Source organism: Streptomyces caelestis (assembly GCF_001279005.1).
Taxonomy (GTDB): domain Bacteria; phylum Actinomycetota; class Actinomycetes; order Streptomycetales; family Streptomycetaceae; genus Streptomyces; species Streptomyces heliomycini.
Genome location: NZ_LGCN01000177.1, coordinates 116,407 through 137,870, shown reverse-complemented (window position 1 = coordinate 137,870; position 21,464 = coordinate 116,407). Strand labels below are relative to the sequence as shown.

Genomic DNA, 21,464 nt, shown 5'->3' with positions numbered 1-21,464 from the left:
CCTCCCGCCCGCCCGGCGCCGCTTCCTCCCGCCCGCCCGGCGCCGCTTCCTCCCGCCCGCCCGGCCCTGAGATCCCTCCCCCGTGCGAGGTGCCGCACTTCCCCCCGGTGCGGGTGCGCGGCGCCCTGCCCCTCCCGGGCCGGCTGGTACGGCACCGGAGGCGGGCCGTGGCGCTCGGCCTCGCGGTCACGGCGGCGGCGCTGGTGGCGGCGGGACCACGGGACGCGGACCGGTCCCGCGGACACCCCGACGGGGCCCCGGCGGCCCGTGCCGCCTCGGCGCCCCCCGGGGACCGTCCCGCACGGCACGCGGGTACGACGGTCACGGCGGCGGTGCGGATCGCCGACGCGGCCACGGTACGGCTGCTGCGGCCCGGCGACCGGGTGGACGTGATCGCCGCCGGGGAGACGGTGTCCGGGGGCGGGGCCCGCGTGATCGCGCGCGGGGCGCGGGTGACCGAGGTGCCGAAAGCGGCGGACGGAGCGGACGACGGCGGGGCGCTGCTCGTGCTGTCGGTACCGCGCACCACCGCGGCCGAACTGGCCGGCGCGAGCGCCACGGCACGGCTGGCGGTGACGATGTGCTGACCGGTGCCCCTCCGGCCCCCGCCCGCGCGTGGGTCCCTTTCACCGGGCGACCCCGTCGGACAGGCCGGCAGCGGCGTGACGTAGGTTGCGGAGCGCTTTCTTCCGCACCGTACGCACGAGAAATGAGGCCTCGAAGTGAGCGACCAGGAGAAGACGAGCGTCCTGCAGGGCTTCAAGGCCTTCCTGATGCGGGGCAACGTCGTCGATCTGGCCGTGGCGGTGGTCATCGGCGCCGCCTTCACCAACATCGTCAACGCGGTCGTGAAGGGCGTCATCAACCCGCTGGTGGGCGCCTTCGGCACCCAGGACCTGGACGGCTACAGCTCGTGCCTGAAGGGCCCCTGCGAGGGCGCCGGCGATGCCGCGACCGGGGTCAGGATCCTGTGGGGATCGGTCCTCGGGGCGACGCTGCAGTTCGTGATCACCGCGGCGGTCGTCTACTTCCTGATGGTGCTGCCCATGGCGAAGTACCTGGCCCGGGTGGAGGCCCGCCGGAAGGCGAAGGAGGGCACGCGCGAGGTCGTCGAGATCACCGAGCTGGAGGTGCTCAAGGAGATCCGCGACACCCTCGTCGCGCAGCGCGGCACGGGGCAGGACCCGAAGTAGCGGTGGCCCGTCGGCGGGCGGGTCAGAGGTGGTGGGGCGGCTTCTCGTCGAGGAAGCGCTTCAGATCGGCGGCGCTGTCGCCGGACGGACGCTCGCCCCAGCCGCGGTCCGTGTCGTCCGAGGACCGCTGGTCCAGCGGGTCGTCGAAGACCAGCGTCGGCTCGGTCTCGCTCGGGCGGGGATCGGGGGCGGTGCTCATACGTCCAGGGTACGGCCGTCCCCGACCGGGCAGTACTGGCCCTATGACAGCCGACGCTCTGACGGATGTGGCCGGGGTGCGCGTGGGGCACGCGACGCGCACCGGCGGCGGATGGCTCACGGGCACCACGGTCGTGCTCGCGCCCGAGGGCGGGGCCGTGGCCGCGGTGGACGTGCGCGGCGGCGGCCCCGGCACGAAGGAGACCGACGCGCTCGATCCGCGCAACCTGGTGCGGAAGGTCGAGGCGATCGTGCTGACCGGGGGCAGCGCGTACGGGCTCGACGCGGCGTCCGGGGTGATGGCCTGGCTGGAGGAGCGGGGGCGCGGGGTGCGTGTCGGGCCGGATCCCGCGCAGGTGGTGCCGGTGGTGCCGGCGGCCTGTGTCTTCGATCTGGGCCGGGGCGGCGACTTCCGGGCCCGGCCGGACGCGGCCACCGGTCGTGCCGCGGTCGAGGCGGCGGCGGCGAGCGAGCGGGGCGCGGCGGTGCCGCAGGGGTGCGTGGGAGCCGGTACGGGCGCGGTGGCCGGGCAGCTGAAGGGCGGCGTCGGCACCGCGAGCACGGTGCTGGAGTCGGGCATCACGGTGGCCGCGCTGGTGGTGGCCAACGCGGCGGGGTCGGCGGTGGATCCGGAGACGGGGGCGCTGTACGGGGAGTTGTTCCAGGGCCGGGTGCGTTACCCGGAGCCGGAGGTGCACGGGGCCGCGCTGCGGCGGCTCGCGGAGGTGGCCGAGCGGAACGCGGCTCCGCCGCTGAACACCACGCTCGCGGTGGTCGCCACCGACGCCGTCCTGTCCAAGGCGCAGGCGCAGAAGCTGGCCGGCACCGCGCACGACGGCATCGCGCGGGCCGTACGGCCGGTGCATCTGCTCAGCGACGGCGACACCGTCTTCACCCTGGCCACGGGCGCCCGCCCGCTGGACGCGGCGGACCCCCTGGCCCTGAACGAGGTCCTCGCGGCGGGCGCGGACCTGGTGACCCGTGCGATCGTACGGGCGGTGCGCACCGCCACCCCGGTGGACGGTCCGGGCGGTTCGTGGCCGTCGTACGGGGAGTTGTACGGCGGGCGGTGAGCGGGTGGTGAAACGGGCGGTGGAAGGAAGGGCCGGCGACCGGCTGCCGAAGTACCGTTCGATCAGGAACAATTGACGTACGTCCGGGCGGTGTCGGGAATTTCTCGTGTGCCCCGCTCGTTTTTGGCCATACGTTTTCTCGGTTCCTGGACACGACGTCCGACCGAGGGGCTACGTTATGCACCCACAAGGTGACATGCAGCAACGCCGGGAGAAACCTTGAGCGTTCCGTACGAGACGGCAGCGTACGAATCATCCGACTCGCCCGAGTCTCCGGAGGAGCACCTCGCGCGCCTCCTCGGCCGTGCCCTGAACTCCTTCGAGCTGCCGGACGAGACGATCCGGTCGCTGGACTGCGCGCTGGCGCACGACGGTTCACTGCACTCCGCGCACCACAGTGCGGGTCTGCACCGGGAGACGTACCGGCACACCTGGCTGCTCGCCGACGGTTCGGCGCTGACGCTGTGGGAGCTCGTGCACAACACGGCGCCGGGGGACGAGCCGCAGCACGAGGTGTACGTGGACGAGGAGGAGCTGCGGACGGCCACGGCCAGGCTGCCGTTGCCGCCGGACGCACCGGACTTCGAGCTGCCGGTGACGGTGCAGCTGTCACCGCCTCCGGTGCTGCGGCACCTGTACGTTCCGGACGGTTCCGCGGATCACGCGCGCCGCTTACTGCGCAGGGCGGAGAACACGGACCGGCCGGGCGCGGAGACGGCCGCACTGCTGGCCACGGCGTGCGCGCACCGGATCACGCAGGCCTTCGGCCGCCCGTCCCGCGCGGGGCGTCCGGGGCTGTCCTTCTCGCTCTACGAGCACGCGTTCCTGCTGGGCGACGGCGCGGAGCTGTCCGTGTGGGAGGTCGAGCACACGGTCACGCCGGACGGGCGGCACATGTGCGAGGTGTACGCCAGCGAGGACGCGGCGCGGGACGCGATGGAGCGCCGGGCGGCGCAGGTCTCCTGACACGGCGGCCGGGGTCGCGGTTCAGTCCCCTTCGCCGAAGCGCCGCACCAGCACGGCGAACGCGTCGCGCTCCGCCGGGGTGAGCCGTACGGCTTCCCCGTGGGAACCGGTGCGCCGCTGGCGTGGGATCACCGGGGCGCCGTGAGGGGTGTGGCCGGTGGTGTGCTGCCGGCGGGCCGCCTCGTCGAAGGGCTCGGGTGCGCGCGTCCGTCCGCGGCGACGCCGCAGGGCGTCGGCCAGGCCCGCCGCACAGGCCACGGCCACCAGGGTGAGGACGGTGGCTCCCGTCGTCCGCGAGAGCGTCGTGTACTCAGGCATGCGGCCCAGTACACACCACGATCCGGGGTCTTGACCCCGGATCGTGATGATCGTGATCTATATCGCAGTAGGCATGAACCGCCCACACCTACCCAAACGGACGCACCGTCGTGCCGCTACGCGGCCACCGGCTGCTTGGTCCCCGTCGACGGCGCCGCCGTCCCCTCGCCCGCGCCCGCGGTGACCGGGGCCGGCTTGCGCAGGCCCTTGAGGACGATCACCAGGGCCGTCGTGACGCAGACGCCCGCGGCGATGGCGACCAGGTAGAGGAGCGGGTTGCCGATCAGCGGGACCACGAAGACGCCGCCGTGCGGGGCACGCAGGGTGGCGCCGAAGGACATCGACAGGGCGCCGGTGACCGCGCCGCCCGCCATCGAGGCGGGGATCACCCGCAGCGGGTCGGCGGCGGCGAACGGGATCGCGCCCTCGGAGATGAAGGAGGCGCCCAGGACCCAGGCCGCCTTGCCGTTCTCGCGCTCGGTGCGGTCGAAGAGCTTGCCGCGGACCGTGGTGGCCAGGGCCATCGCCAGCGGCGGCACCATGCCGGCGGCCATCACCGCGGCCATGATCTTCATCGCGGAGTCGCTGGGGCTCGCGACGGCGATGCCGGCGGTGGCGAAGGTGTAGGCGACCTTGTTGACCGGGCCGCCGAGGTCGAAGCACATCATCAGGCCGAGGAGGGCGCCGAGCAGGACGGCGTTGGCGCCGGTCAGGCCGTTCAGCCAGTCGGTCATGCCCTTCTGCGCCTCGGCGATGGGCTTGCCGATGACGACGAACATCAGGAAGCCGACGACCGCCGTGGAGATCAGCGGGATCACCACCACCGGCATGATGCCGCGCAGCGCCGCCGGGATGCGCACCTTCTGGATCGCGATCACCACACCGCCGGCGATCAGACCGGCCGCGAGACCGCCGAGGAAGCCGGCGTTGACGGTGAGCGAGATCGCGCCGCCGACGAAGCCGGGCACCAGGCCGGGCCGGTCGGCCATGCCGTAGGCGATGTAGCCGGCCAGCACGGGGACGAGGAAGCCGAAGGCGACGCCGCCGATCTGGAAGAGCAGCGCGCCCCAGCTGTCGGCCTGGGTCCACACGAAGTGGTCCATCACCGACGGCGCCTCGTTGATCTCGTAGCCGCCGATCGCGAAGCCGAGGGCGATGAGCAGACCGCCCGCCGCGACGAACGGCACCATGTAGCTGACGCCGGACATCAGCCAGGTGCGCAGCTTGGTGCCGTAGCCCTCGCCGCCGTCACCGGCCCGCTCGAGGGGTGTACCGCCGGACGCGGCGGCCGCGGTGACCTCGCCGCGTCCGGCCTTGCCGCGGACCTCGGTGATCAGGTCGGCGGGGCGGTTGATGGCCGCCTTGACGCCGGTGTCGACGGTCGGCTTGCCCGCGAAGCGGTCCTTCTCCCGTACGGGGACGTCGTGGGCGAGGATCACGCCGTCCGCCGCCGCGATCACGGCCGGGTCGAGCCGGGTGAAGCCGGCCGAGCCCTGGGTCTCGACGGCGATCTCGACGCCGGCTTCCCGGCCGGCGTTCTCCAGCGACTCGGCGGCCATGTAGGTGTGGGCGATGCCGGTGGGGCAGGAGGTGACGGCGACGATCCGGAACGGGCGGCCCTCCTCGGGGGCTTCGGTGCCCGTGGCGGCGCCGGCGGAGGCCGCCGCCGGCGCCGCCACGGAGTCCTCGGAGCCGGCCTGCTCACCCCGGATGAGCGCCGCGGCCGCCCCCGCGTCGCCCACCGACCGCAGGGCATCGGTGAACTCGGCGTTCATCAGCTGCCGGGCCAGCGACGACAGGATCGTCAGATGGGCGTCGTCGGCGCCGGCCGGGGCCGCGATCAGGAAGATCAGGTCGGCCGGTCCGTCCGCCGCGCCGAAGTCGATCCCGGCGGCGCTGCGCCCGAAGGCCAGCGTGGGCTCGGTGACGTGTTCGCTGCGGCAGTGCGGGATGCCGATGCCGCCGTCGAGGCCGGTCGGCATCTGCGCCTCGCGGGCGGCGACGTCGGCGAGGAAGCCGTCCAGGTCGGTCACCCGGCCCAGGGCCACCATGCGCTCGGCGAGGGCGCGGGCCGCCGCCTCCTTGGTGTCGGCGGACAGGTCGAGATCGACCAGTTCCGCGGTGATCATGTCACTCATCGCGGGCTCCTTCGCACGCGTATCGCCCGTGCAGCGGGGTGGGCGGAAGGGGGGACGGGGGTGAGGAGGGGGTGGTTCATGCCGCCGGCTCCCGCAGCGGGCGGTCGGCGGGCACCTCGGCCGTGACGGTCACCGCGGCCGGGTCCAGGTCGGCCGGGGCCGGCATCACGCTGCCGGGCAGCCGGACGGCCGCCGCGCCGTGGGCCACGGCGGAGGCGAGCGCCTCGGGGCCGCGTCCGCCGGCGACGAGGAACCCGGCGAGCGAGGAGTCGCCGGCGCCCACGTTGCTGCGGACGGTATCCACCGCGGCGGTGCCGAACCAGGCGCCGGCGTCGTCCACGAGCAGCTGCCCGTCGGCGCCGAGGCTCGCGAGGACGGCCCGGGCGCCCGTCCCCCGCAGCTCCTCCGCCGCCTTCAGCGCGTCGCCCACGGTGACCAGGGGCCGCCCCACGGCCTCCGCCAGCTCCTCCGCGTTCGGCTTCACCACGTCGGGCCGCTCACGCAGGGCCGCGAGCAGCGCGGGCCCGGAGGTGTCCAGCGCGATGCGTACGCCGGCGGCGTGCGCGCGGGCGACCAGTTCGGCGTACCAGGAGGGGGCGAGTCCGCGCGGCAGGCTGCCGCAGCAGGCGATCCAGTCGGCGCCCGGGGACTGCCGGCGCACGGTGTCCAGCAGCAGTTCCTGTTCGGCCGGCGTCAGTTCCGGGCCCGGTGCGTTGATCTTCGTGAGCACGCCGTCCGCCTCGGCGAGCGCGATGTTGGAGCGGGTGACGCCGGCGACCGGGACCGGAGCGACCTCGATGCCCTGCGCGTCGAGCAGGTCGGCGACCAGCGCGCCCGGCGCGCCGCCCAGGGGCAGCACGGCGACCGTGCGCCGGCCGGCCGCGGTGACGGCGCGCGAGACGTTGACCCCCTTGCCGCCGGGGTCGACGCGTTCGCCGGTGGCCCGGACGACCTCGCCGCGGTCCAGCGAGGGGACCTCGTAGGTGCGGTCCAGCGACGGATTGGGGGTGACGGTGAGGATCATGCGCGTACCACTTCCGTGCCGCCGCGTTCGATCGCGGCGGCGTCCTGCGGGTCGAGTCCGGTGTCGGTGATCAGCAGGTCCACGTCGCTCAGGTCGCCGAAGCGGGCGAAGTGCTCCTGGCCGTGCTTGGAGGAGTCGGCGAGCAGCACCACGCGGCGGGCGGCGGCCACGGCCGCGCGCTTCACGGCGGCCTCGGCGAGGTCGGGCGTGGTCAGCCCGTGTTCGGGGGAGAAGCCGTTGGCGGCCACGAACAGGACGTCCGCACGGATCTCGGCGTACGCGCGCAGCGCCCAGGCGTCCACGGCGGCGCGCGTACGGTGCCGTACGCGCCCTCCGACGAGGTGGAGCTGGATGCCGGGGTGGTCGGCGAGCCGGGCCGCGATGGGCAGGCTGTGGGTGACGACGGTGAGGGAGACCTCCGCCGGCAGGGATCCGGCCAGCCGCGCGAGCGTCGAACCGGCGTCGACGATCAGCGTGCCGCCGACCGGGAGTTCCGCGAGGGCGGCCTTGGCGATGCGGTCCTTCTCGTCGGCCGCGGTGGTCTCCCGCTCGGCGAGGTCCGGCTCGAAGTCGAGGCGTCCGGCCGGAATGGCCCCGCCGTGCACCCTGCGCACCAGGCCGGCGCGGTCCAGCGCCTTCAGGTCCCGGCGGATGGTCTCGGCGGTCACCTCGAACGCCTCGGCCAGCGAGACCACGTCCACCCGGCCGCTGTCGCGGGCGAGCCGGAGGATCTCCTGCTGGCGTTCCGGTGCGTACATGCCCGTCACCTCCCGTCCCTCCATGCCCGAACGTGTGGTTTCACTCGGAGAGTACGTCGGCATGTCCGGAAAGTAAACGGATGAAGGAGGGGTCGGACATGAACGGACTTCCGTTCGTGTCCGCTCTCTGTGACGGGAGACACCGGAAGGACCCGGCGCACCCCCTGCGCGCCGGGCCCTTCCCGTCCGTTCTCCGTGTCCGGTCGGTCCGGTCAGTCCGTTCAGTCCGTTCAGGACACCAGCTCCGGCTCCCTCTCCACCGCCGCCGGGGCCTTTGCCTCCCCCTCCACGTGCTGGGCGGGGCGCCCGGGCAGGGCGAACATCAGCAGGAAGATCACGCCCAGCACCGCGGCCACCCAGCCCAGCGCGTGCTGGAAGCCGTCCGCGAAGGCCGGGCCCACCTCGGCCGGGGCGAGCCGCTCGTCGATCACCCCGAAGAACACCACCGACACCAGGCCGAGCCCCAGCGCGTTCCCCATCTGCTGCACCGTGTTGATCAGCCCCGACGCCGACCCGGCGTGCTCGCGCGGCACCTCGGACAGCACCGCGTCCGTCAGCGGGGCCACGATCAGCCCCATGCCGACGCCCATGACCACCAGCGGGAGCGCCATCTGCCAGGAGGTGATGTCCATGCCATAGCGCTCGGACTCCGCGATGTAGAGCAGGACGCCCGCCGCCATCACCAGCGCACCCGCCTGGAGCACCTTGCGCCCGAAGCGCGGCACCAGCAGCTGCACCGACATCCCGGCCGCCGCGGAGACCGCGACGGAGAACGGCACCCCGGTCAGCCCGGCCCGCAGCGCGCTCCAGCCCAGGCCGACCTGCATGTACAGCGTCCAGACCAGGAAGAAGATGCCGAGGCCGACCCCGAACACCGTCTGCACCGCGATGCCCGCCGCGAAGCTCTTCACCCGGAACAGCGACAGCTCGATCAGCGGGGAGCCGTCCCGCGCCCCCTTGACCCGCTCGTACGCCACCAGCGCCCCGAAGACCACCAGCGCGCCGGCCATCGACACGTACCCCCACAGCGGCCAGCCCAGCTCACGGCCGCGGGTCAGCGGGTAGAGCAGCATCAGCAGGCCCAGTGTGACCAGCGCGACGCCCACCAGGTCCAGTTTCAGGGCGCGCGGCGCCTTCGACTCGGTGATGAAGCGGCTGCCGAGGACCAGGCCCACGACGCCGACCGGTAGGTTGATCAGGAAGATCGGCCGCCATTCCAGGCCGAACAGGTTCCACTCGGTCAGCAGCGCGCCGAGCAGCGGACCGGACACCGCGCCCAGGCCGACGATCGCGCCGAACAGCCCGAACACCTTGCCCCGCTCGTGCGGCGGGAAGGTCGCGTGCACGATCGACAGGACCTGCGGCACCATCAGCGCCGCCATGGCGCCCTGCAGGATGCGGGAGGCGACCAGCATCTCCGGGTTCACGGCGAAGCCGCACAGCGCGGAGGCGAGGGTGAAGCCGCCGATGCCGAGGAGGAAGATCCGCTTGCGGCCGTGGATGTCGCCGAGCCGGCCGCCGGTGACCAGTCCGGCGGCGAAGGCCAGCGCGTAGCCGGCGGTGATCCACTGGATCTGGCTGAAGGTCGCGCCCTCGTCGCGCTGGATCGACGGGATCGCGATGTTGACGATCGTGACGTCGACGAGGTCCATGAAGGCCGCGGTCATCACGATCGCCAGCGCGAACCAGCGGCGGCGGTCGCCCGCGGCGGGCCGCGGGGCCTGCGGGGTGTCGGTGGAGTTCATGCCCCGGACGCTATTCCCCCACTAGGTCGGATCCGGTCCTAGTTACGCGGCATCCTCGTTCCATGACGACGGACACACCGGCCCGGCTCCTGACGCTCCTCTCCCTCCTCCAGACGCCCCGCGAATGGCCCGGCGGCGAGCTGGCCGACCGGCTCGGGGTCTCCCGGCGCACGGTCCGGCGGGACATCGACCGGCTGCGCGAGCTCGGCTATCCCGTGCAGGCGACGCTCGGCGCGGACGGCGGCTACCGGCTCGTCGCCGGCAAGGCGATGCCGCCGCTGGTGCTCGACGACGAGGAGGCGGTGGCCATCGCGGTCGGGCTGCGGGCCGGCGCCGGGCACGCGCTGGAGGGCGTGGACGAGGCGTCCGTGCGGGCACTGGCCAAGCTGGAGCAGGTGCTGCCCGGCAGGCTGCGCCACCGCGTCAGCACGCTCCAGGCCGCGACCACCCCGCTGACCAGCGGCGACGGTGCGACGATCGCGCCGGAGACGCTCACCGTCATGGCCTCCACGGTGGCCGGGCACGAGCGGCTGCGGTTCGCCTACCGGGCCGCAGACGGCACCGGGTCGCGGCGGGTGACCGAGCCGTACCGGCTGGTGTCGACCGGGCGGCGCTGGTACCTCGTGGCGTACGACCTCGACCGCGCGGACTGGCGGACGTTCCGCGTCGACCGGGTGAGCGACCCCCTCGCGACCGGGGCGCGGTTCACCCCGCGCGAGCTGCCCACCGGGAGCGCGGCGGAGTTCCTGCGCCGGTCCATGTACCGCGTGCGGGAGTCGTACGAGATGGTCGTCACCTTCGCCGCGCCGGCCGGGGCGGTCGCGGCCCGCCTCCCGGGCTGGCTGGGCCCGCCCGAGCCGCTGGACGAGGGCAGCTGCCGGCTGCGCGCCACGGTGAGCGGTCCCAAGGAGTGGACGGCGGTACGGCTGGCGACGCTGGGGTACGAGTTCACGGTGCAGGAGCCCGCCGAGCTGGTCGAGGTGGTACGGGAGCTGGGGGCACGGATGAGCCGGGCGGCGGGCGGTCCAAAGTGACGTGCCGTCGGCGTTCGGGAGGGAACAGCGGCCTGGCATCGGGCTTCCCGGAGGAACCGTGACCCGGCGTCCGGCCGGACGGAAAGGACCGCCCTCCGGCACCGCCCCTCCCGAAAGGACCCGCGCCCCGCCGCCGGCCCCTTCGGGAACGACCGCGTACCGGCATCAGGTCCGTCGGGAGCAACCACGCACCGACGCCAGGCCCACCAGGAACAACCACGCACCGGCGCCAAGCCCGCCAGGAACAACCACGCACCGGCGCCAGGCCCGCCGAGAGCGGCCACGCGTCTCCGTCGAGCCCGTCAGCAGCGACCACGCGTCGCCGCCGAGCCCGTCGCGAGCGACCACGCGTCGGTGTCATGCCCCCCAGGCGAAGTCCCGTAGCGCCACCAGGTTGGCGACCGCCAGTTCGGCCGGGCCCCGGGGTCCCTCGGCGGGGCCGTCGCCCGCCGCCCAGCTCTCCATGGCCGTGCGCACGGCCGCGCTCGCGACGGCGGCGGTGAAGCACAGCCGGGTGCGGTCGGCAACGTTGTCGGCGTCGTACGGGACGTGAGCGGCCGTCAGCCGCTCCGCCAGCACCTCCGCCAGGCTCCGCTCCGACGCCCGGCAGGTCTCCGCCCACACCCGGCGCAGGGCGGGGTTCGCCTCGGCCAGCCGGATCAGGGTGCGCACCCAGTCCCAGGAGGCCGCCGACACCCCGAGGCCGGGGGTGAGCGTGTGGCGCACGGCGTCCTCCAGGACCCGCGGCAGGGGCGCCTCGGCGGGCGCGGCGCGCACCGCCGCCACCCAGCGCTGGGCGCCGGTGGCGTAGAGCGGGCCGACGGCCTCTTCCTTGCTGGCGAAGTACCGGTAGAAGGTGCGCGGGGCGATGCCGGCGGCCTGGGCGATGTCCTCGGCACGGGTGGCCCGCAGGCCCTGCCGGACGAAGAGACCGGCCGCCGCGCGGGCGATCTCCATACGGGTCTCGGCCTTGCGCCGTTCGGTCAGCGAGACCGCGGAAGGGGATGACATCGGGGTGGTGCTGCTCACGCCCGGCAGGCTATGCCCATGTGACACAATCTGCCATCTGGCGGGCCACCCCGGGGTTCAGGTCCGGGGTGACCCGCTCGATCGGCCGCTCGCCCGCACGAGAAAGCCGGGCCCGACGCCCGGGGGGAGGGCGCCGAACCCGGCTTGGAAAGTCCCGGCGCCGGGGGGGGGTGTGCGTCGGGACGTGGCTCGGTGGGTCCAGGATCTCAAAGGCTCCGAAGTTCGAACTCCCGGCCTGGAGTTCTTGTTCCCAGGGCCCGGCGGGTTGAAGCGACGCGGAACGGCCATGTTTTGCGCGGTCTTTCGCCACCCGGCGTACGCGGCCGGGGCCTCACACGGTCCCCGCCGCTCCCCCGGTCCGCGCGCGGCGGCGTCGACGCCACCACACCGGACCCGGCGGCCGCACCGCCGCGTTCACCCGCGGCGGTGCGACCGTCGCGCCACCGCGCCGCCCGGGTCCTCACGCCGCCATGCCGTCCGGGTCCTCACGCCGCCGCGTCGAAGCCGGTGTCGCGGGCCAGCTTCTTCAGCTCCAGCAGCGCGTGCTTCTCGATCTGGCGGATGCGCTCGCGGGTCAGGCCGTGCTCCTTGCCGACCTCGGTCAGCGTGCGCTCGCGGCCGTCCTCGATGCCGTAGCGCATCTTGATGATGGAGGCCGTGCGCTGGTCGAGGCGGCCGATCAGGTCGTCCAGCTCCTCGCTGCGCAGCAGCGTCAGCACCGACTGCTCGGGCGACACCGCCGAGGTGTCCTCCAGCAGGTCGCCGAACTGGGTCTCGCCCTCGTCGTCCACCGACATGTTCAGCGAGACCGGGTCACGGGCCCAGTCGAGCACGTCGACGACGCGCTCCGGCGTGGAGCCGAGCTCGGCGGCGACCTCCGCGGGCTCCGGGTCACGGCCGTGCTCGCGGTTGAACTCCCGCTGCACGCGCCGTATCCGGCCCAGCTCCTCCACCAGGTGGACGGGCAGGCGGATGGTGCGCGACTGGTCGGCTATCGACCGGGTGATGGCCTGACGGATCCACCAGGTCGCGTACGTCGAGAACTTGAAGCCCTTGCGGTAGTCGAACTTCTCGACCGCGCGGACCAGGCCGGCGTTGCCCTCCTGGATCAGGTCGAGCAGCGGCAGGCCGCTGCGCGGGTAGCGGCGGGCCACGGCGACGACCAGGCGGAGGTTGGAACGGATGAAGACGTCCTTCGCCCGCTCGCTCGCGTCGACCAGGGCCCGCAGCTCCTCGGGGGTGGCTCCGGCCTTGTTCTCCTCGATGCCGTCGAGGATCTGCTGCGCGAACACACCCGCTTCGATGATCTGGGACAGCTCGACCTCCTTGGCGGCGTCGAGCAGCGGCGTGCGCGCGATCTCGTCCAAGTACATACCGACCAGGTCGCGGTCGGCGATCTCGCCGCCATGGGCGCGGACATTGCGTGCCGAGTCGGCCGTCTCGCCGGTGGCGGACTGACGACGGGCGACGGCGCGGGTTGCCATGCGTGCTCCCTTGCGATGATGAGGTCAGCGGGTGGTCCTGTGGACGCCTGACACGCCTCTCAGGTCCTTCCGGACTCTGGTCGGGTGCCCTGCATCCGATGGAAACAACGACTGGAATCCGGACAGAATTCCCAACCCGCCCACCGATTTTTCTGATCATGCAGTATCCTGTCCGGCCACGCGAGGAGACGCGATACCGGCGGAGCACGAAGAGGTCCAGGTCAGACCGGGCGCCGAGGGTGACCTGACGGTCCTCACCGACCCGTACGACCACTCCGTACGTGAGACGGCGATCACATTCGACACGGCGCCCTTCACTCCACAGGAGCACCGCCCCCGGCTGCTCTCCCACCCTGTAGACGGCCCGTACCGCCTGATGGTTGCCACGGGCGCCGGCGCACGGGGGATCCCGGGGTACGCCGCCTCCGGCCCCTTCCGCCCCGAGCCCGCCTACGCGACCTCGGTGGGGACGACGGTCCACGTCGCCCCCCGGCGCGGCATCGGCACGCTCCTCCACGGGGCCCTCTTCCAGGCCCTGGCGGGCGAGGACGTCCACCGCGCCCGCGCCGGCGTCGCCCGGCCGAACGACGCCTCGGGGCGGCCGCACGAGCGTTTCGGCTTCCGGCACGTCGGCACGTGCCGGGAGGCGGGCCGCACGTTCGGCCGCCGGCGGGACGTGGCCCGGTACGAGAAGGAGCTGTAGCCCCTCCCCGTCCTCGCCGTCCTCGCCGTCCTCAGCCGAACTGCACCGACCGCTTGGCCAGCCCCAGCCAGAACCCGTCGATCACGGACCTCTGCTCCCCGAGCTCCCCCGCGGCGTCCGCGGCGCCCATGGTCACGAAGAGCGGGGCGAAGTGCTCGGTGCGCGGGTGGGCGAGCAGGCCCGCCGGGGACTTGCGGGTGAAGTCCAGCAGCGCGTCCACGTCCCGCGCCTCCAGGGCCTCCCGGCCCCAGGCGTCGAACTCCGTCGACCAGGCGGGGATGCCGCCCTGCCGCAGCGCGGCCAGGTTGTGGGTGAAGAACCCGGAGCCGATGATCAGCACGCCCTCGTCGCGCAGCGGCGCGAGCCGGCGCCCGATCTCCATCAGCTTCACCGGGTCCAGCGTCGGCATGGAGACCTGGAGCACCGGGATGTCGGCCCCGGGGTACATCTCGACCAGCGGGACGTAGGCGCCGTGGTCCAGGCCCCGGTCGGGGACGTCCTGGACGGGCATGCCGGGGGCGCGCAGCAGCTTGCGCACCGAGTCGGCGAGCGCGGGGGCGCCGGGGGCGCCGTAGGTGACCTGGTAGTAGTGCTCGGGGAAGCCCCAAAAGTCGTAGACCAGGGGGACGGTCTCGGTGGCGCCGAGGGCGAGCGGGGCCTCCTCCCAGTGGGCGGAGACGACCAGGATCGCCTTCGGGCGGGGCAGGTCGGCCGACCAGGCGGCCAGTTCGCCCGGCCAGACCGGGTCGTCGGCCAGGGGCGGGGCGCCGTGGCTGAGGTAGAGCGCGGGCATGCGTTCCTGAGTGGCGGCGGTCATGACGGCGACTCCCTTCGGCGGACTTCCGAGGACTTCCAATATTGCTTGAACTCTCAACTTCCACCACCGACCGTACGCCGGTTTTGTTTAAGATTCAAGAAGGGCGGCCGTACAGTGGAGTACATGAACACGGCACCCGCAGCATCATCGGCACCCGCCGGCGGACCCCGCTGGCTCACCGACGAGGAACAGCGCGTCTGGCGCTCGTACATCGAGGCCGCCACCCTCCTGGAGGACCACCTCGACCGCCAGCTCCAGCGCGACGCGGGAATGCCGCACGTCTACTACGGCCTGCTGGTCAAGCTCGCCGAGTCCCCGCACCGCCGGCTGCGGATGACGGAACTGGCGATGTCCGCGAAGATCACCCGCTCCCGCCTCTCGCACGCGATCGCGCGCCTGGAGAAGAGCGGCTGGGTGCGCCGTGAGGACTGCCCCTCCGACAAGCGCGGCCAGTTCGCCGTGCTGACGGACGAGGGCCAGGAGGTGCTGGACCGGCACGCGCCCGGCCACGTGGACGCCGTGCGCCAGGCGGTCTTCGACCGGCTCACCCCCGAGCAGCAGAAGTCCCTCGGCGAGATCATGCGGATCGTCGCCGAGGGACTTCAGCCGAACGGAGCGGGCGCGGACCTGCCCTGGCTCCGCTGACGGGGCGGGAGCCGGGACAGGTCCAGGGAGCCGTACGGAGGAGGAGGCGCCCCTCCTCTTCCGTACGGGTGGTGAGGGACGGGTGGACCGTCAGTGCATGGCCACCGGCACGGCCATCTCGTCCCCGACGGTCTTCTCGGCGGACCCGGCGACCGCGGTGCCGCCCGGCCGGCCGGCGTTGATCAGGGTCAGGGCGATGGCCGCGGCCGCCACCAGGATCCCGACCGCGAACCAGATCGCGCTGGTGTAGCCCTGCACCTGCCCCTGGAGCTGGACCAGCTGCTGCTGGGACCGGCTCGTGGCGCCGCCGATGCGGTCGGCGACGTAGGACGTGGTGGCCGAGGCCGCGATCGTGTTCAGCAGGGCCGTGCCGATGGCGCCGCCCACCTGCTGCGAGGTGTTGACCATCGCGGAGGCGACGCCGGCGTCCCGCGGCTCCACGCCCAGCGTGGCCAGCGACATGGCCGGCATGAACGCCGTGCCCATGCCGAGGCCGAGCAGCAGCATGCCGGGCAGCAGGACGCCCGCGTACGAGGTGTCGATCTCCAGCTGTGTCAGGAAGAGCATGCCGAGCGCGGCGACCAGGAAGCCGGGGCCCATCAGCAGCCGGGGCGCGACCCGGGTCATCAGCCGGGTGCCGATCTGGGTCGAGCCCGTGATCATGCCCGCGACCATCGGCAGGAAGGCGAAACCGGTCTTGACCGGCGAGTAGCCCTTCACGACCTGCAGGTAGTAGGTGAGGAAGAGGAACAGGCCGAACATCGCGATGATCGCCAGGCCCAGCGAGAGGTAGACCCCGCCGCGGTTGCGCTCGGTGACCACGCGCAGCGGCAGCAGCGGCGCCTTGACCCTGGCCTCGACGGCCACGAAGGCGGCGAGCAGCACGGCGGAGGCGACGAACATGCCGATCGTCAGCGAGTCGCTCCAGCCCTCGGACTCCGCGCGGGTGAAGCCGTAGACCAGCGCGACCAGACCCACGGTGGACAGCACCACGCCGGGGACGTCGAGCGGCGAGCGGTTGCGGCCGCCCTCGGGCTCGCGGATGACGAAGTACGCGCCGGCCGCGGCGACCACGGCGAACGGGATGTTCACGAAGAACGTCCAGCGCCAGTCCAGGTACTCGGTGAGGAAACCGCCGAGGATCAGACCCACGGCGCCGCCGCCGCCGGCGATCGCGCCGTAGATGCCGAACGCCTTGGCGCGCTCCTTGCCGTCGGTGAACATCACCGCGAGCAGGGACAGGGCGGCGGGCGCGAGCAGCGCGCCGAAGACGCCCTGGAGGGCGCGGGCGCCGAACATCATGGCCTCGTTGGTGGCCGCGCCGCCGAGCGCGGAGGCCGCGGCGAACCCGCCCAGGCCGAGCACGAAGGCCCGCTTGCGCCCCCACAGGTCGGCTATCCGGCCGCCGAACAGCAGCAGTCCGCCGAAGGCGAGGGCGTAGGCGGTGACCACCCACTGGCGGTTGCCGTCCGAGATGCCCAGGTCCTGCTGGGCGGAGGGCAGGGCGATGTTCACGATGGTGGCGTCCAGGACGACCATCAGCTGGGCCAGCGCGATGAAGACGAGCGCCTTCCAGCGGTTGGCGTCCGGACCGCCCAGGACTCTCGGGGGCTTTCCGGCCGTCGAGGCTGTTTCAGACATGGGGGTACCCACTTCGGTACGTGTGACGGAAATAAAGAACGTATGACGAGAAATCGGGTGCGCTCGAGGAACGACTCGTCCCCGTGGACGGTCGCCGGAAGGGACGCCCGCCGTCAGGCGGGCGGTGTGCGTGGCGTCAGGGGTCGCTCAGCGGCGCAGGTCCTCCACGGTCACGGCCGAACCCGGCAGGACGGCCGGGGCCGGAGCCCGCATCCCGTCCAGGAACAACTGCAGATGACGGTGGACGAAACGGTCGGCGTTGTCGCAGCCGGTACCGGCCGGGGGCCGGCTCAGCTGGGCGACGCCCACCATCAGATCGCCGTACTCCACGTCGCCGCGGAGCTGACCGGCCGCCTTGGCGCGGTCCATCAACTGCGCGACGAGGCTCTCGGCGCGCCGGCGTGCGTCCTCCAGGTCGGGGTGGTGCTGGTCGAAGGTGCTGGAGACCATCGGGCACAGCGCGCTGATCCGCTCGTCGGCGGCGGTGTGCGCGAAGCGCTCCAATGCCTCGAAGGCGTCCCCGGTCTCGCTGAGCGCCTGCTCGGCCGCCCGCACCGTACGGTCCATCACGGAGCAGACGACCTCGCGCACCAGCGCGTCGCGGTCGGGGAAGTTGCGGTACACCGTGGCGTTGCCGACGCCGGCCCGGCGGGCGACCTCGTCGAGCGGCACCTCGGGCCCGAACTCGACGAACATCTCCCGGGCGGCGGTGACGATCCGCTCCCGGTTGCGCAGGGCGTCGGCGCGGGGCCGGGGTGCCTTGCGCGTGACGGGGGTGGCGGTCTGCACGGTGCACTCCTGGTCGTGGTGGCGTGATCTTTATGTCATGTCCGCGATCCGGGGAGGGAGTCCCCGTTTCGCGTGGACACCGTTCCAAACGGGGAAACGGTCCCCGGTTATTTCCCGCTCCCGCACTCTTCCCCGTGACCTGCGTCACATCGCCCGGGTCGTGCGGCCCCACGTTCGGACCTCCCGGCGGGCGCCCGCCCACCCGGCGACGCAGGGTGAGCGGGAGGGTGCAGTCGGAGACCGGCGGCTGCCGTGTGGAGCGGAGGTCCCCGCATGCAGCCGCAGCCGAGCCGACGCCGGATATCCCCGCGCCGGCTGGCCGCCCTGGCATCGGTGACCGTGCTGACCCTCGCGGTCAGCACCTCGGCCGGCAACGGCCGGCTCTCCCCCGACGCCTCCACCGCCGGCGCCGGACCCGCCGCCCTGTCCCGCTCCTCCGCCCACGGCCCCTGCATGATCACCGCGGACCGGGAGGTCCAGATGTCCGAGGGCATCCCCACGGCCCCCGGCTACACCCGCTCCACCGGCACGGTCCGCGCCCTCACCCTGATGATCGACTTCTCCGACGCGCCCGGCGAGGGCGACGCCCTCGACCGCTACCGCGAGTTCTTCCCCGAGACCCGCGAGTGGTTCGCCACCAGCTCCTACGGCCGCCTCGACTACCGCCCCGAACTCCCCGTCCCCGACTGGCTCCGGATGCCCAAGTCGTTCCGCGCGTACGGCATAGAGCGCGGCGCCCCCTTCGACCCCGGCTACCGCGACCTGGTCCGCGACATCGTGGCCGAGGCCGATCCCGAGGTGGACTTCCAGTCGTACGACCTGCTGAACGTGCTGGTGACCCCCAACGCGGGCCCCGCCGCCCTCGACACGGTCCTGTCCGTCACCTTCGCCGGCAACAAGGAGGCCCCGAACGCGGACGGCGTCCCCGTCTCCAACGCGTCCTTCGTCTACTCCCGCCAGGACGACGGCTCCGGCTCCTACGACCGCACCGGCTACCGCGTGCTGCCGCACGAGAACGGCCACGTCTTCGGCCTGCCCGACCTGTACACCGCCGAGGGCGGCGGCGCGGTGGGCCACTGGGACATCATGAGCGAGGACTGGGGCGCCAACAACGACTTCCTCGCCTGGCACAAGTGGAAGCTGGGCTGGCTGGACGCGTCCCAGGTCGGCTGCGCGGCGAACCCGGGCACGCGGGAGTACGTCCTCACCCCCCTGGCGCGGGCGGGCGGTCCGAAACTCGTCTTCGTCCCCCTGAACGGCCACTCCGGCTACGCCGTCGAGCTGCGCACCCGCGCCGGCAACGACGAGGCGGTCTGCCGCCCCGGCGTCCTCGTCTACCGCGTCGACGCCGACGTGGACACCGGCATGGGCCCGATCACCGTCTACGACGCCCGCCGCGACAGCGGCGGCTGCACCCGCTCCCCCAACGTCCACGCGGAACTCTCGGACGCCACCTTCGCCCCGGGCGAGAGCTTCGTGGACCGCCGGGCGGGCATCCGGGTGGCGGTGATCGCGGCGGGGGCGGAGGAGTACCGGATACGGGTGACCCGCACGGCACGGAACTGATCCCCGACGCCGGCGCCTTGCCCCGGGCCCACGACGGCGGGAAAGGCGCGACACGGCGCCATCGACGGCAATCACCGGGCCGGACCCCGCGGACCGGCGCCGACTGGCATGCTCTGCACGGCAGTTGCGCATCGACGGAGGAGCCTCATGACGGAGACACAGCGGACGGTCCCGAACTCCGGGGCGGCAAAGGCGCCCAGGGGACGGACTCGATGGGGGATGCTCTCCGCGCTCCTCGGGCTCCCGGTACTGGCGGTGACCGGGTTCCTGGCCCTGATGGCGCTCTGGGTGCTGTTCGGCGAGGGCTGACGAAAGCGGCGCGCCGTGACCGGCGACCGCCGGCGGCGGCGCGGAGAACCGGCACGAGCCGGCGGGCGCCTCGACGGGGTCGAGCACCCCGTCCACCCGGCGCCGTCTCTCCGGCCGACCTCGGCCTCGCCCCGCGTCGGCGCCCGCCGCGGCACCGGCCCGGCCTGACGCGCCCCGGCGGCCTCGACCCGGGCCATGACCGCACCGGCCGGGAACGAGCCGGGGACGCCCGCGCTCACCCCTCCCCGATGCCCAGCAGGTCCAGGAATCCGGCGGCCGCCGGACCACACCGACGGGCCACCCCCTCCCGACCGCTGAGGCACACTCCCGAACGGAGCGGCCGAAACGATCGCCGCCAGCACGCCGCCCCACACGGACTCCCAAGGGAACAGCCCGGAGAATCCACAGGTCAGCACGCCATGCACCCGCCCACTCCGCCCAGCGCGCGCTATCCGAGTCCCCCCGCAGACGCCCATCCGCTACCCTGTTCCTTGGTCATCCGTTGGCGTGGCTCTCGTCGTGCAGCAATGCTGCTCAGCAGGGGCCGCACCGCGTCCGACCAGCGGGCTTGGCTTCCTTGCCGAAGATCCACTCACTGGATCTCCTCCGGGGCTCCCTCCAAGCCCCCGCCTTCGTAGCTCAGGGGATAGAGCACCGCTCTCCTAAAGCGGGTGTCGCAGGTTCGAATCCTGCCGGGGGCACAGAGCAAAGGGCCAGCTCAGGAGGGGTTTCCTCCCGGGCTGGCCCTTCGTCGTGTCCGAGGTCGTGCCACACGCGTGCCACTACGACGAGTCTTTCAACTCCGTAACCAGGCGGTGATCGCCGCCAACACGGCTGCGAAGCGGTGGACGATCACGAGTTTGCCGTCACGGGTGGCCAGGCCCCGCCACTGCTTGAGCAGGCTGAATGAACGTTCCACGACGTCCCTGCGCTTGTAGGTCTCGGAGTCCGGGGCCGTCCACCTGTGACGACGCTTCCACGCCGTCTGCCAGGGACCGAACACTTCGCGAGGCAGATCTCTCCAGAGGATGCCCGTGCGGTATCGGTAGATGATCCTTTCGATGATGCGACGGTGGTCGGCGAACGGACACCCTGCCTTCCCGCACTGGGGAGGAAGGCAGGGCACCAGGCGTGCCCACTGCTCGTCGATCAGCAGGCACATGTGCCCGCTCATGGTCACCGAGGCTGATAGGCGGTGGCCAGCACGGAGACAGTGACCTGATCGGGCAGGACGCCGCCGCCGTTCAGGTCTGCACGACTCACGTGGCGTGCACTCGGCGTCATCGCAACAAGATCCAGAACATCCAGCCTGGTCAAAGGCGCGGAGTACTCCACCTGTTCGGTGACGACGGTCTCGAAGAAGGGGTTGAGCGCCCGGTGCAGACGCTGTTCCTTGGCCGGGTCGATCGTGACCATCGCAGGCACCTGGCCACGCAGCTCGGCCAAGTGCCGCCCGGTGGGTCGGACCACGATCAACCGACCGGTCGGACGCAGTACGCGGTGGAACTCGGCCGGGTTGCGTGGGGCGAACACGTCCAGCACGACATCGGCCGTCCCATCGGCCAGTGGGAAGGGACGGAAGACGTCCCAGGCCACCGCGGCGGCTCGGTCGTGGGCACGGGCTGCCGAGCGCAGCGCGCGCACCGATGTGTCCAGCCCCAGACCACGGGCGCCTGGCAACTGGTTGAGTACGCCGGCCAGGTAGTAGCCCGTGCCACACCCCACGTCCACCACCGTGCCCTGTTCAGACACGACGTCGGCCGCCAGACGGGCCCCGACTTCGCGGATGGGCGCGTAGGTGCCAGTGGACAGGAACCGGTCCCGGGCCTGGACCATGGCTGCGTCGTCGCCGCTGGTGGCGCGGGTGCCCGTCAGCAGGCCGGCATAGCCGTGACGGGCGATGTCGAAGGCATGGCCCACCGGGCAACGCAGTGCACCGTGGTCAGGGCGCAGACGGCGCGCACGGCACGCCGGGCAACGCAGCAGATCGAGGGTCAGGCCGAGGGCAGGGGGAAGCGACACAGGCACGAAGCA

Annotated in this window: 22 protein-coding genes and 1 tRNA gene; 10 read left to right on the top strand and 13 right to left on the bottom strand. The window is 72.9% G+C overall.

Annotated elements, in window-relative coordinates:
• Nucleotides 1-89: 89 nt before the first annotated feature.
• Both ADK41_RS16070 and mscL read left to right on the top strand, forming a co-directional pair.
• Nucleotides 90-587 carry a hypothetical protein gene (locus ADK41_RS16070; RefSeq protein WP_030821917.1) on the top strand — a complete coding sequence of 166 codons (498 nt, stop codon included), beginning with the start codon at nucleotides 90-92 and terminating at the stop codon, nucleotides 585-587.
• 135 nt (nucleotides 588-722) lie between these two features.
• Nucleotides 723-1,193: a large conductance mechanosensitive channel protein MscL gene (gene mscL / locus ADK41_RS16065; protein ID WP_030821920.1), complete on the top strand. Its 471-nt coding sequence runs from the start codon at nucleotides 723-725 to the stop codon at nucleotides 1,191-1,193.
• 22 nt (nucleotides 1,194-1,215) lie between these two features.
• Here the strand turns inward: mscL and ADK41_RS40865 are convergent, their stop codons facing one another.
• Nucleotides 1,216-1,392, bottom strand: coding sequence for a hypothetical protein (locus ADK41_RS40865; RefSeq protein ID WP_106979394.1), 177 nt, complete (start codon nucleotides 1,390-1,392; stop codon nucleotides 1,216-1,218).
• Nucleotides 1,393-1,435: 43 nt separating this feature from the next.
• On the opposite strand from ADK41_RS40865, the gene ADK41_RS16060 reads away from it, so the two are divergent.
• Both ADK41_RS16060 and ADK41_RS16055 read left to right on the top strand, forming a co-directional pair.
• The gene (locus ADK41_RS16060) at nucleotides 1,436-2,464 is read left to right on the top strand and encodes a P1 family peptidase (RefSeq protein ID WP_030821923.1); all 1,029 of its coding nucleotides are present in this window, start codon (nucleotides 1,436-1,438) and stop codon (nucleotides 2,462-2,464) included.
• Between the two features lie 219 nt (nucleotides 2,465-2,683).
• A complete protein-coding gene (locus ADK41_RS16055; protein ID WP_030821926.1) occupies nucleotides 2,684-3,430 on the top strand; it encodes a DUF6227 family protein in 747 nt (248 codons plus the stop codon).
• A gap of 21 nt (nucleotides 3,431-3,451) precedes the next feature.
• Here ADK41_RS16055 and ADK41_RS16050 read toward each other — a convergent pair whose 3' ends face one another.
• The 5 genes from ADK41_RS16050 to ADK41_RS16030 all read right to left on the bottom strand — a co-directional run bounded on the left by ADK41_RS16050 (nucleotide 3,452) and on the right by ADK41_RS16030 (nucleotide 9,413).
• Nucleotides 3,452-3,748, bottom strand: coding sequence for a hypothetical protein (locus ADK41_RS16050; protein ID WP_030821929.1), 297 nt, complete (start codon nucleotides 3,746-3,748; stop codon nucleotides 3,452-3,454).
• A gap of 116 nt (nucleotides 3,749-3,864) precedes the next feature.
• Complete coding sequence (locus ADK41_RS16045) at nucleotides 3,865-5,886, bottom strand: PTS fructose transporter subunit IIABC (RefSeq protein WP_030821933.1); 2,022 nt, start codon at nucleotides 5,884-5,886, stop codon at nucleotides 3,865-3,867.
• 76 nt (nucleotides 5,887-5,962) lie between these two features.
• The gene (gene pfkB / locus ADK41_RS16040; RefSeq protein ID WP_030821936.1) at nucleotides 5,963-6,910 is read right to left on the bottom strand and encodes a 1-phosphofructokinase; all 948 of its coding nucleotides are present in this window, start codon (nucleotides 6,908-6,910) and stop codon (nucleotides 5,963-5,965) included.
• The gene (locus ADK41_RS16035) at nucleotides 6,907-7,668 is read right to left on the bottom strand and encodes a DeoR/GlpR family DNA-binding transcription regulator (protein ID WP_030821939.1); all 762 of its coding nucleotides are present in this window, start codon (nucleotides 7,666-7,668) and stop codon (nucleotides 6,907-6,909) included. The genes pfkB and ADK41_RS16035 overlap by 4 nt, the downstream gene beginning before the upstream one ends.
• Before the next feature lie 230 nt (nucleotides 7,669-7,898).
• Nucleotides 7,899-9,413 (bottom strand): MFS transporter, encoded by a 1,515-nt coding sequence (locus tag ADK41_RS16030; protein WP_030821942.1) that lies wholly within the window; start codon nucleotides 9,411-9,413, stop codon nucleotides 7,899-7,901.
• 62 nt (nucleotides 9,414-9,475) lie between these two features.
• On the opposite strand from ADK41_RS16030, the gene ADK41_RS16025 reads away from it, so the two are divergent.
• Complete coding sequence (locus ADK41_RS16025; RefSeq protein ID WP_030821946.1) at nucleotides 9,476-10,447, top strand: helix-turn-helix transcriptional regulator; 972 nt, start codon at nucleotides 9,476-9,478, stop codon at nucleotides 10,445-10,447.
• A gap of 357 nt (nucleotides 10,448-10,804) precedes the next feature.
• Here the strand turns inward: ADK41_RS16025 and ADK41_RS16020 are convergent, their stop codons facing one another.
• Together ADK41_RS16020 and ADK41_RS16015 are read right to left on the bottom strand one after the other, a co-directional pair.
• The gene (locus ADK41_RS16020) at nucleotides 10,805-11,476 is read right to left on the bottom strand and encodes a TetR/AcrR family transcriptional regulator (RefSeq protein WP_030821949.1); all 672 of its coding nucleotides are present in this window, start codon (nucleotides 11,474-11,476) and stop codon (nucleotides 10,805-10,807) included.
• A 485-nt stretch (nucleotides 11,477-11,961) separates the two neighbouring features.
• The gene (locus ADK41_RS16015) at nucleotides 11,962-12,960 is read right to left on the bottom strand and encodes a sigma-70 family RNA polymerase sigma factor (protein WP_030821951.1); all 999 of its coding nucleotides are present in this window, start codon (nucleotides 12,958-12,960) and stop codon (nucleotides 11,962-11,964) included.
• Nucleotides 12,961-13,153: 193 nt separating this feature from the next.
• Between ADK41_RS16015 and ADK41_RS16010 the strand changes: the two genes are divergently transcribed.
• On the top strand, nucleotides 13,154-13,663 hold the full coding sequence (locus ADK41_RS16010; RefSeq protein ID WP_030821954.1) for a GNAT family N-acetyltransferase: 510 nt from the start codon (nucleotides 13,154-13,156) through the stop codon (nucleotides 13,661-13,663).
• A gap of 31 nt (nucleotides 13,664-13,694) precedes the next feature.
• On the opposite strand, the gene ADK41_RS16005 is transcribed toward ADK41_RS16010, so the two are convergent.
• A complete protein-coding gene (locus ADK41_RS16005) occupies nucleotides 13,695-14,456 on the bottom strand; it encodes a dioxygenase family protein (RefSeq protein ID WP_037803693.1) in 762 nt (253 codons plus the stop codon).
• A gap of 147 nt (nucleotides 14,457-14,603) precedes the next feature.
• On the opposite strand from ADK41_RS16005, the gene ADK41_RS16000 reads away from it, so the two are divergent.
• Complete coding sequence (locus ADK41_RS16000; RefSeq protein ID WP_030821960.1) at nucleotides 14,604-15,125, top strand: MarR family winged helix-turn-helix transcriptional regulator; 522 nt, start codon at nucleotides 14,604-14,606, stop codon at nucleotides 15,123-15,125.
• A 90-nt stretch (nucleotides 15,126-15,215) separates the two neighbouring features.
• On the opposite strand, the gene ADK41_RS15995 is transcribed toward ADK41_RS16000, so the two are convergent.
• A complete protein-coding gene (locus tag ADK41_RS15995) occupies nucleotides 15,216-16,766 on the bottom strand; it encodes an MFS transporter (protein WP_030821962.1) in 1,551 nt (516 codons plus the stop codon).
• Nucleotides 16,767-16,913: 147 nt separating this feature from the next.
• A complete protein-coding gene (locus ADK41_RS15990; protein WP_030821965.1) occupies nucleotides 16,914-17,555 on the bottom strand; it encodes a TetR/AcrR family transcriptional regulator in 642 nt (213 codons plus the stop codon).
• A gap of 273 nt (nucleotides 17,556-17,828) precedes the next feature.
• Between ADK41_RS15990 and ADK41_RS15985 the strand changes: the two genes are divergently transcribed.
• The 3 genes from ADK41_RS15985 (at nucleotide 17,829) to ADK41_RS15980 (ending at nucleotide 20,131) form a co-directional block, all read left to right on the top strand.
• A complete protein-coding gene (locus ADK41_RS15985; protein WP_030821967.1) occupies nucleotides 17,829-19,121 on the top strand; it encodes a M6 family metalloprotease domain-containing protein in 1,293 nt (430 codons plus the stop codon).
• A gap of 147 nt (nucleotides 19,122-19,268) precedes the next feature.
• Nucleotides 19,269-19,430 carry a hypothetical protein gene (locus ADK41_RS41700; protein WP_158717641.1) on the top strand — a complete coding sequence of 54 codons (162 nt, stop codon included), beginning with the start codon at nucleotides 19,269-19,271 and terminating at the stop codon, nucleotides 19,428-19,430.
• Nucleotides 19,431-20,058: 628 nt separating this feature from the next.
• Nucleotides 20,059-20,131: transfer RNA gene (locus ADK41_RS15980), tRNA-Arg, on the top strand.
• A 95-nt stretch (nucleotides 20,132-20,226) separates the two neighbouring features.
• Here the strand turns inward: ADK41_RS15980 and ADK41_RS15975 are convergent.
• Nucleotides 20,227-20,610, bottom strand: coding sequence for a transposase (locus ADK41_RS15975; protein ID WP_420706731.1), 384 nt, complete (start codon nucleotides 20,608-20,610; stop codon nucleotides 20,227-20,229).
• Nucleotides 20,607-21,458, bottom strand: coding sequence for a methyltransferase domain-containing protein (locus tag ADK41_RS15970; protein WP_030821975.1), 852 nt, complete (start codon nucleotides 21,456-21,458; stop codon nucleotides 20,607-20,609). Before ADK41_RS15970 ends, ADK41_RS15975 begins: the two co-directional genes overlap by 4 nt.
• Nucleotides 21,459-21,464: the final 6 nt, after the last annotated feature.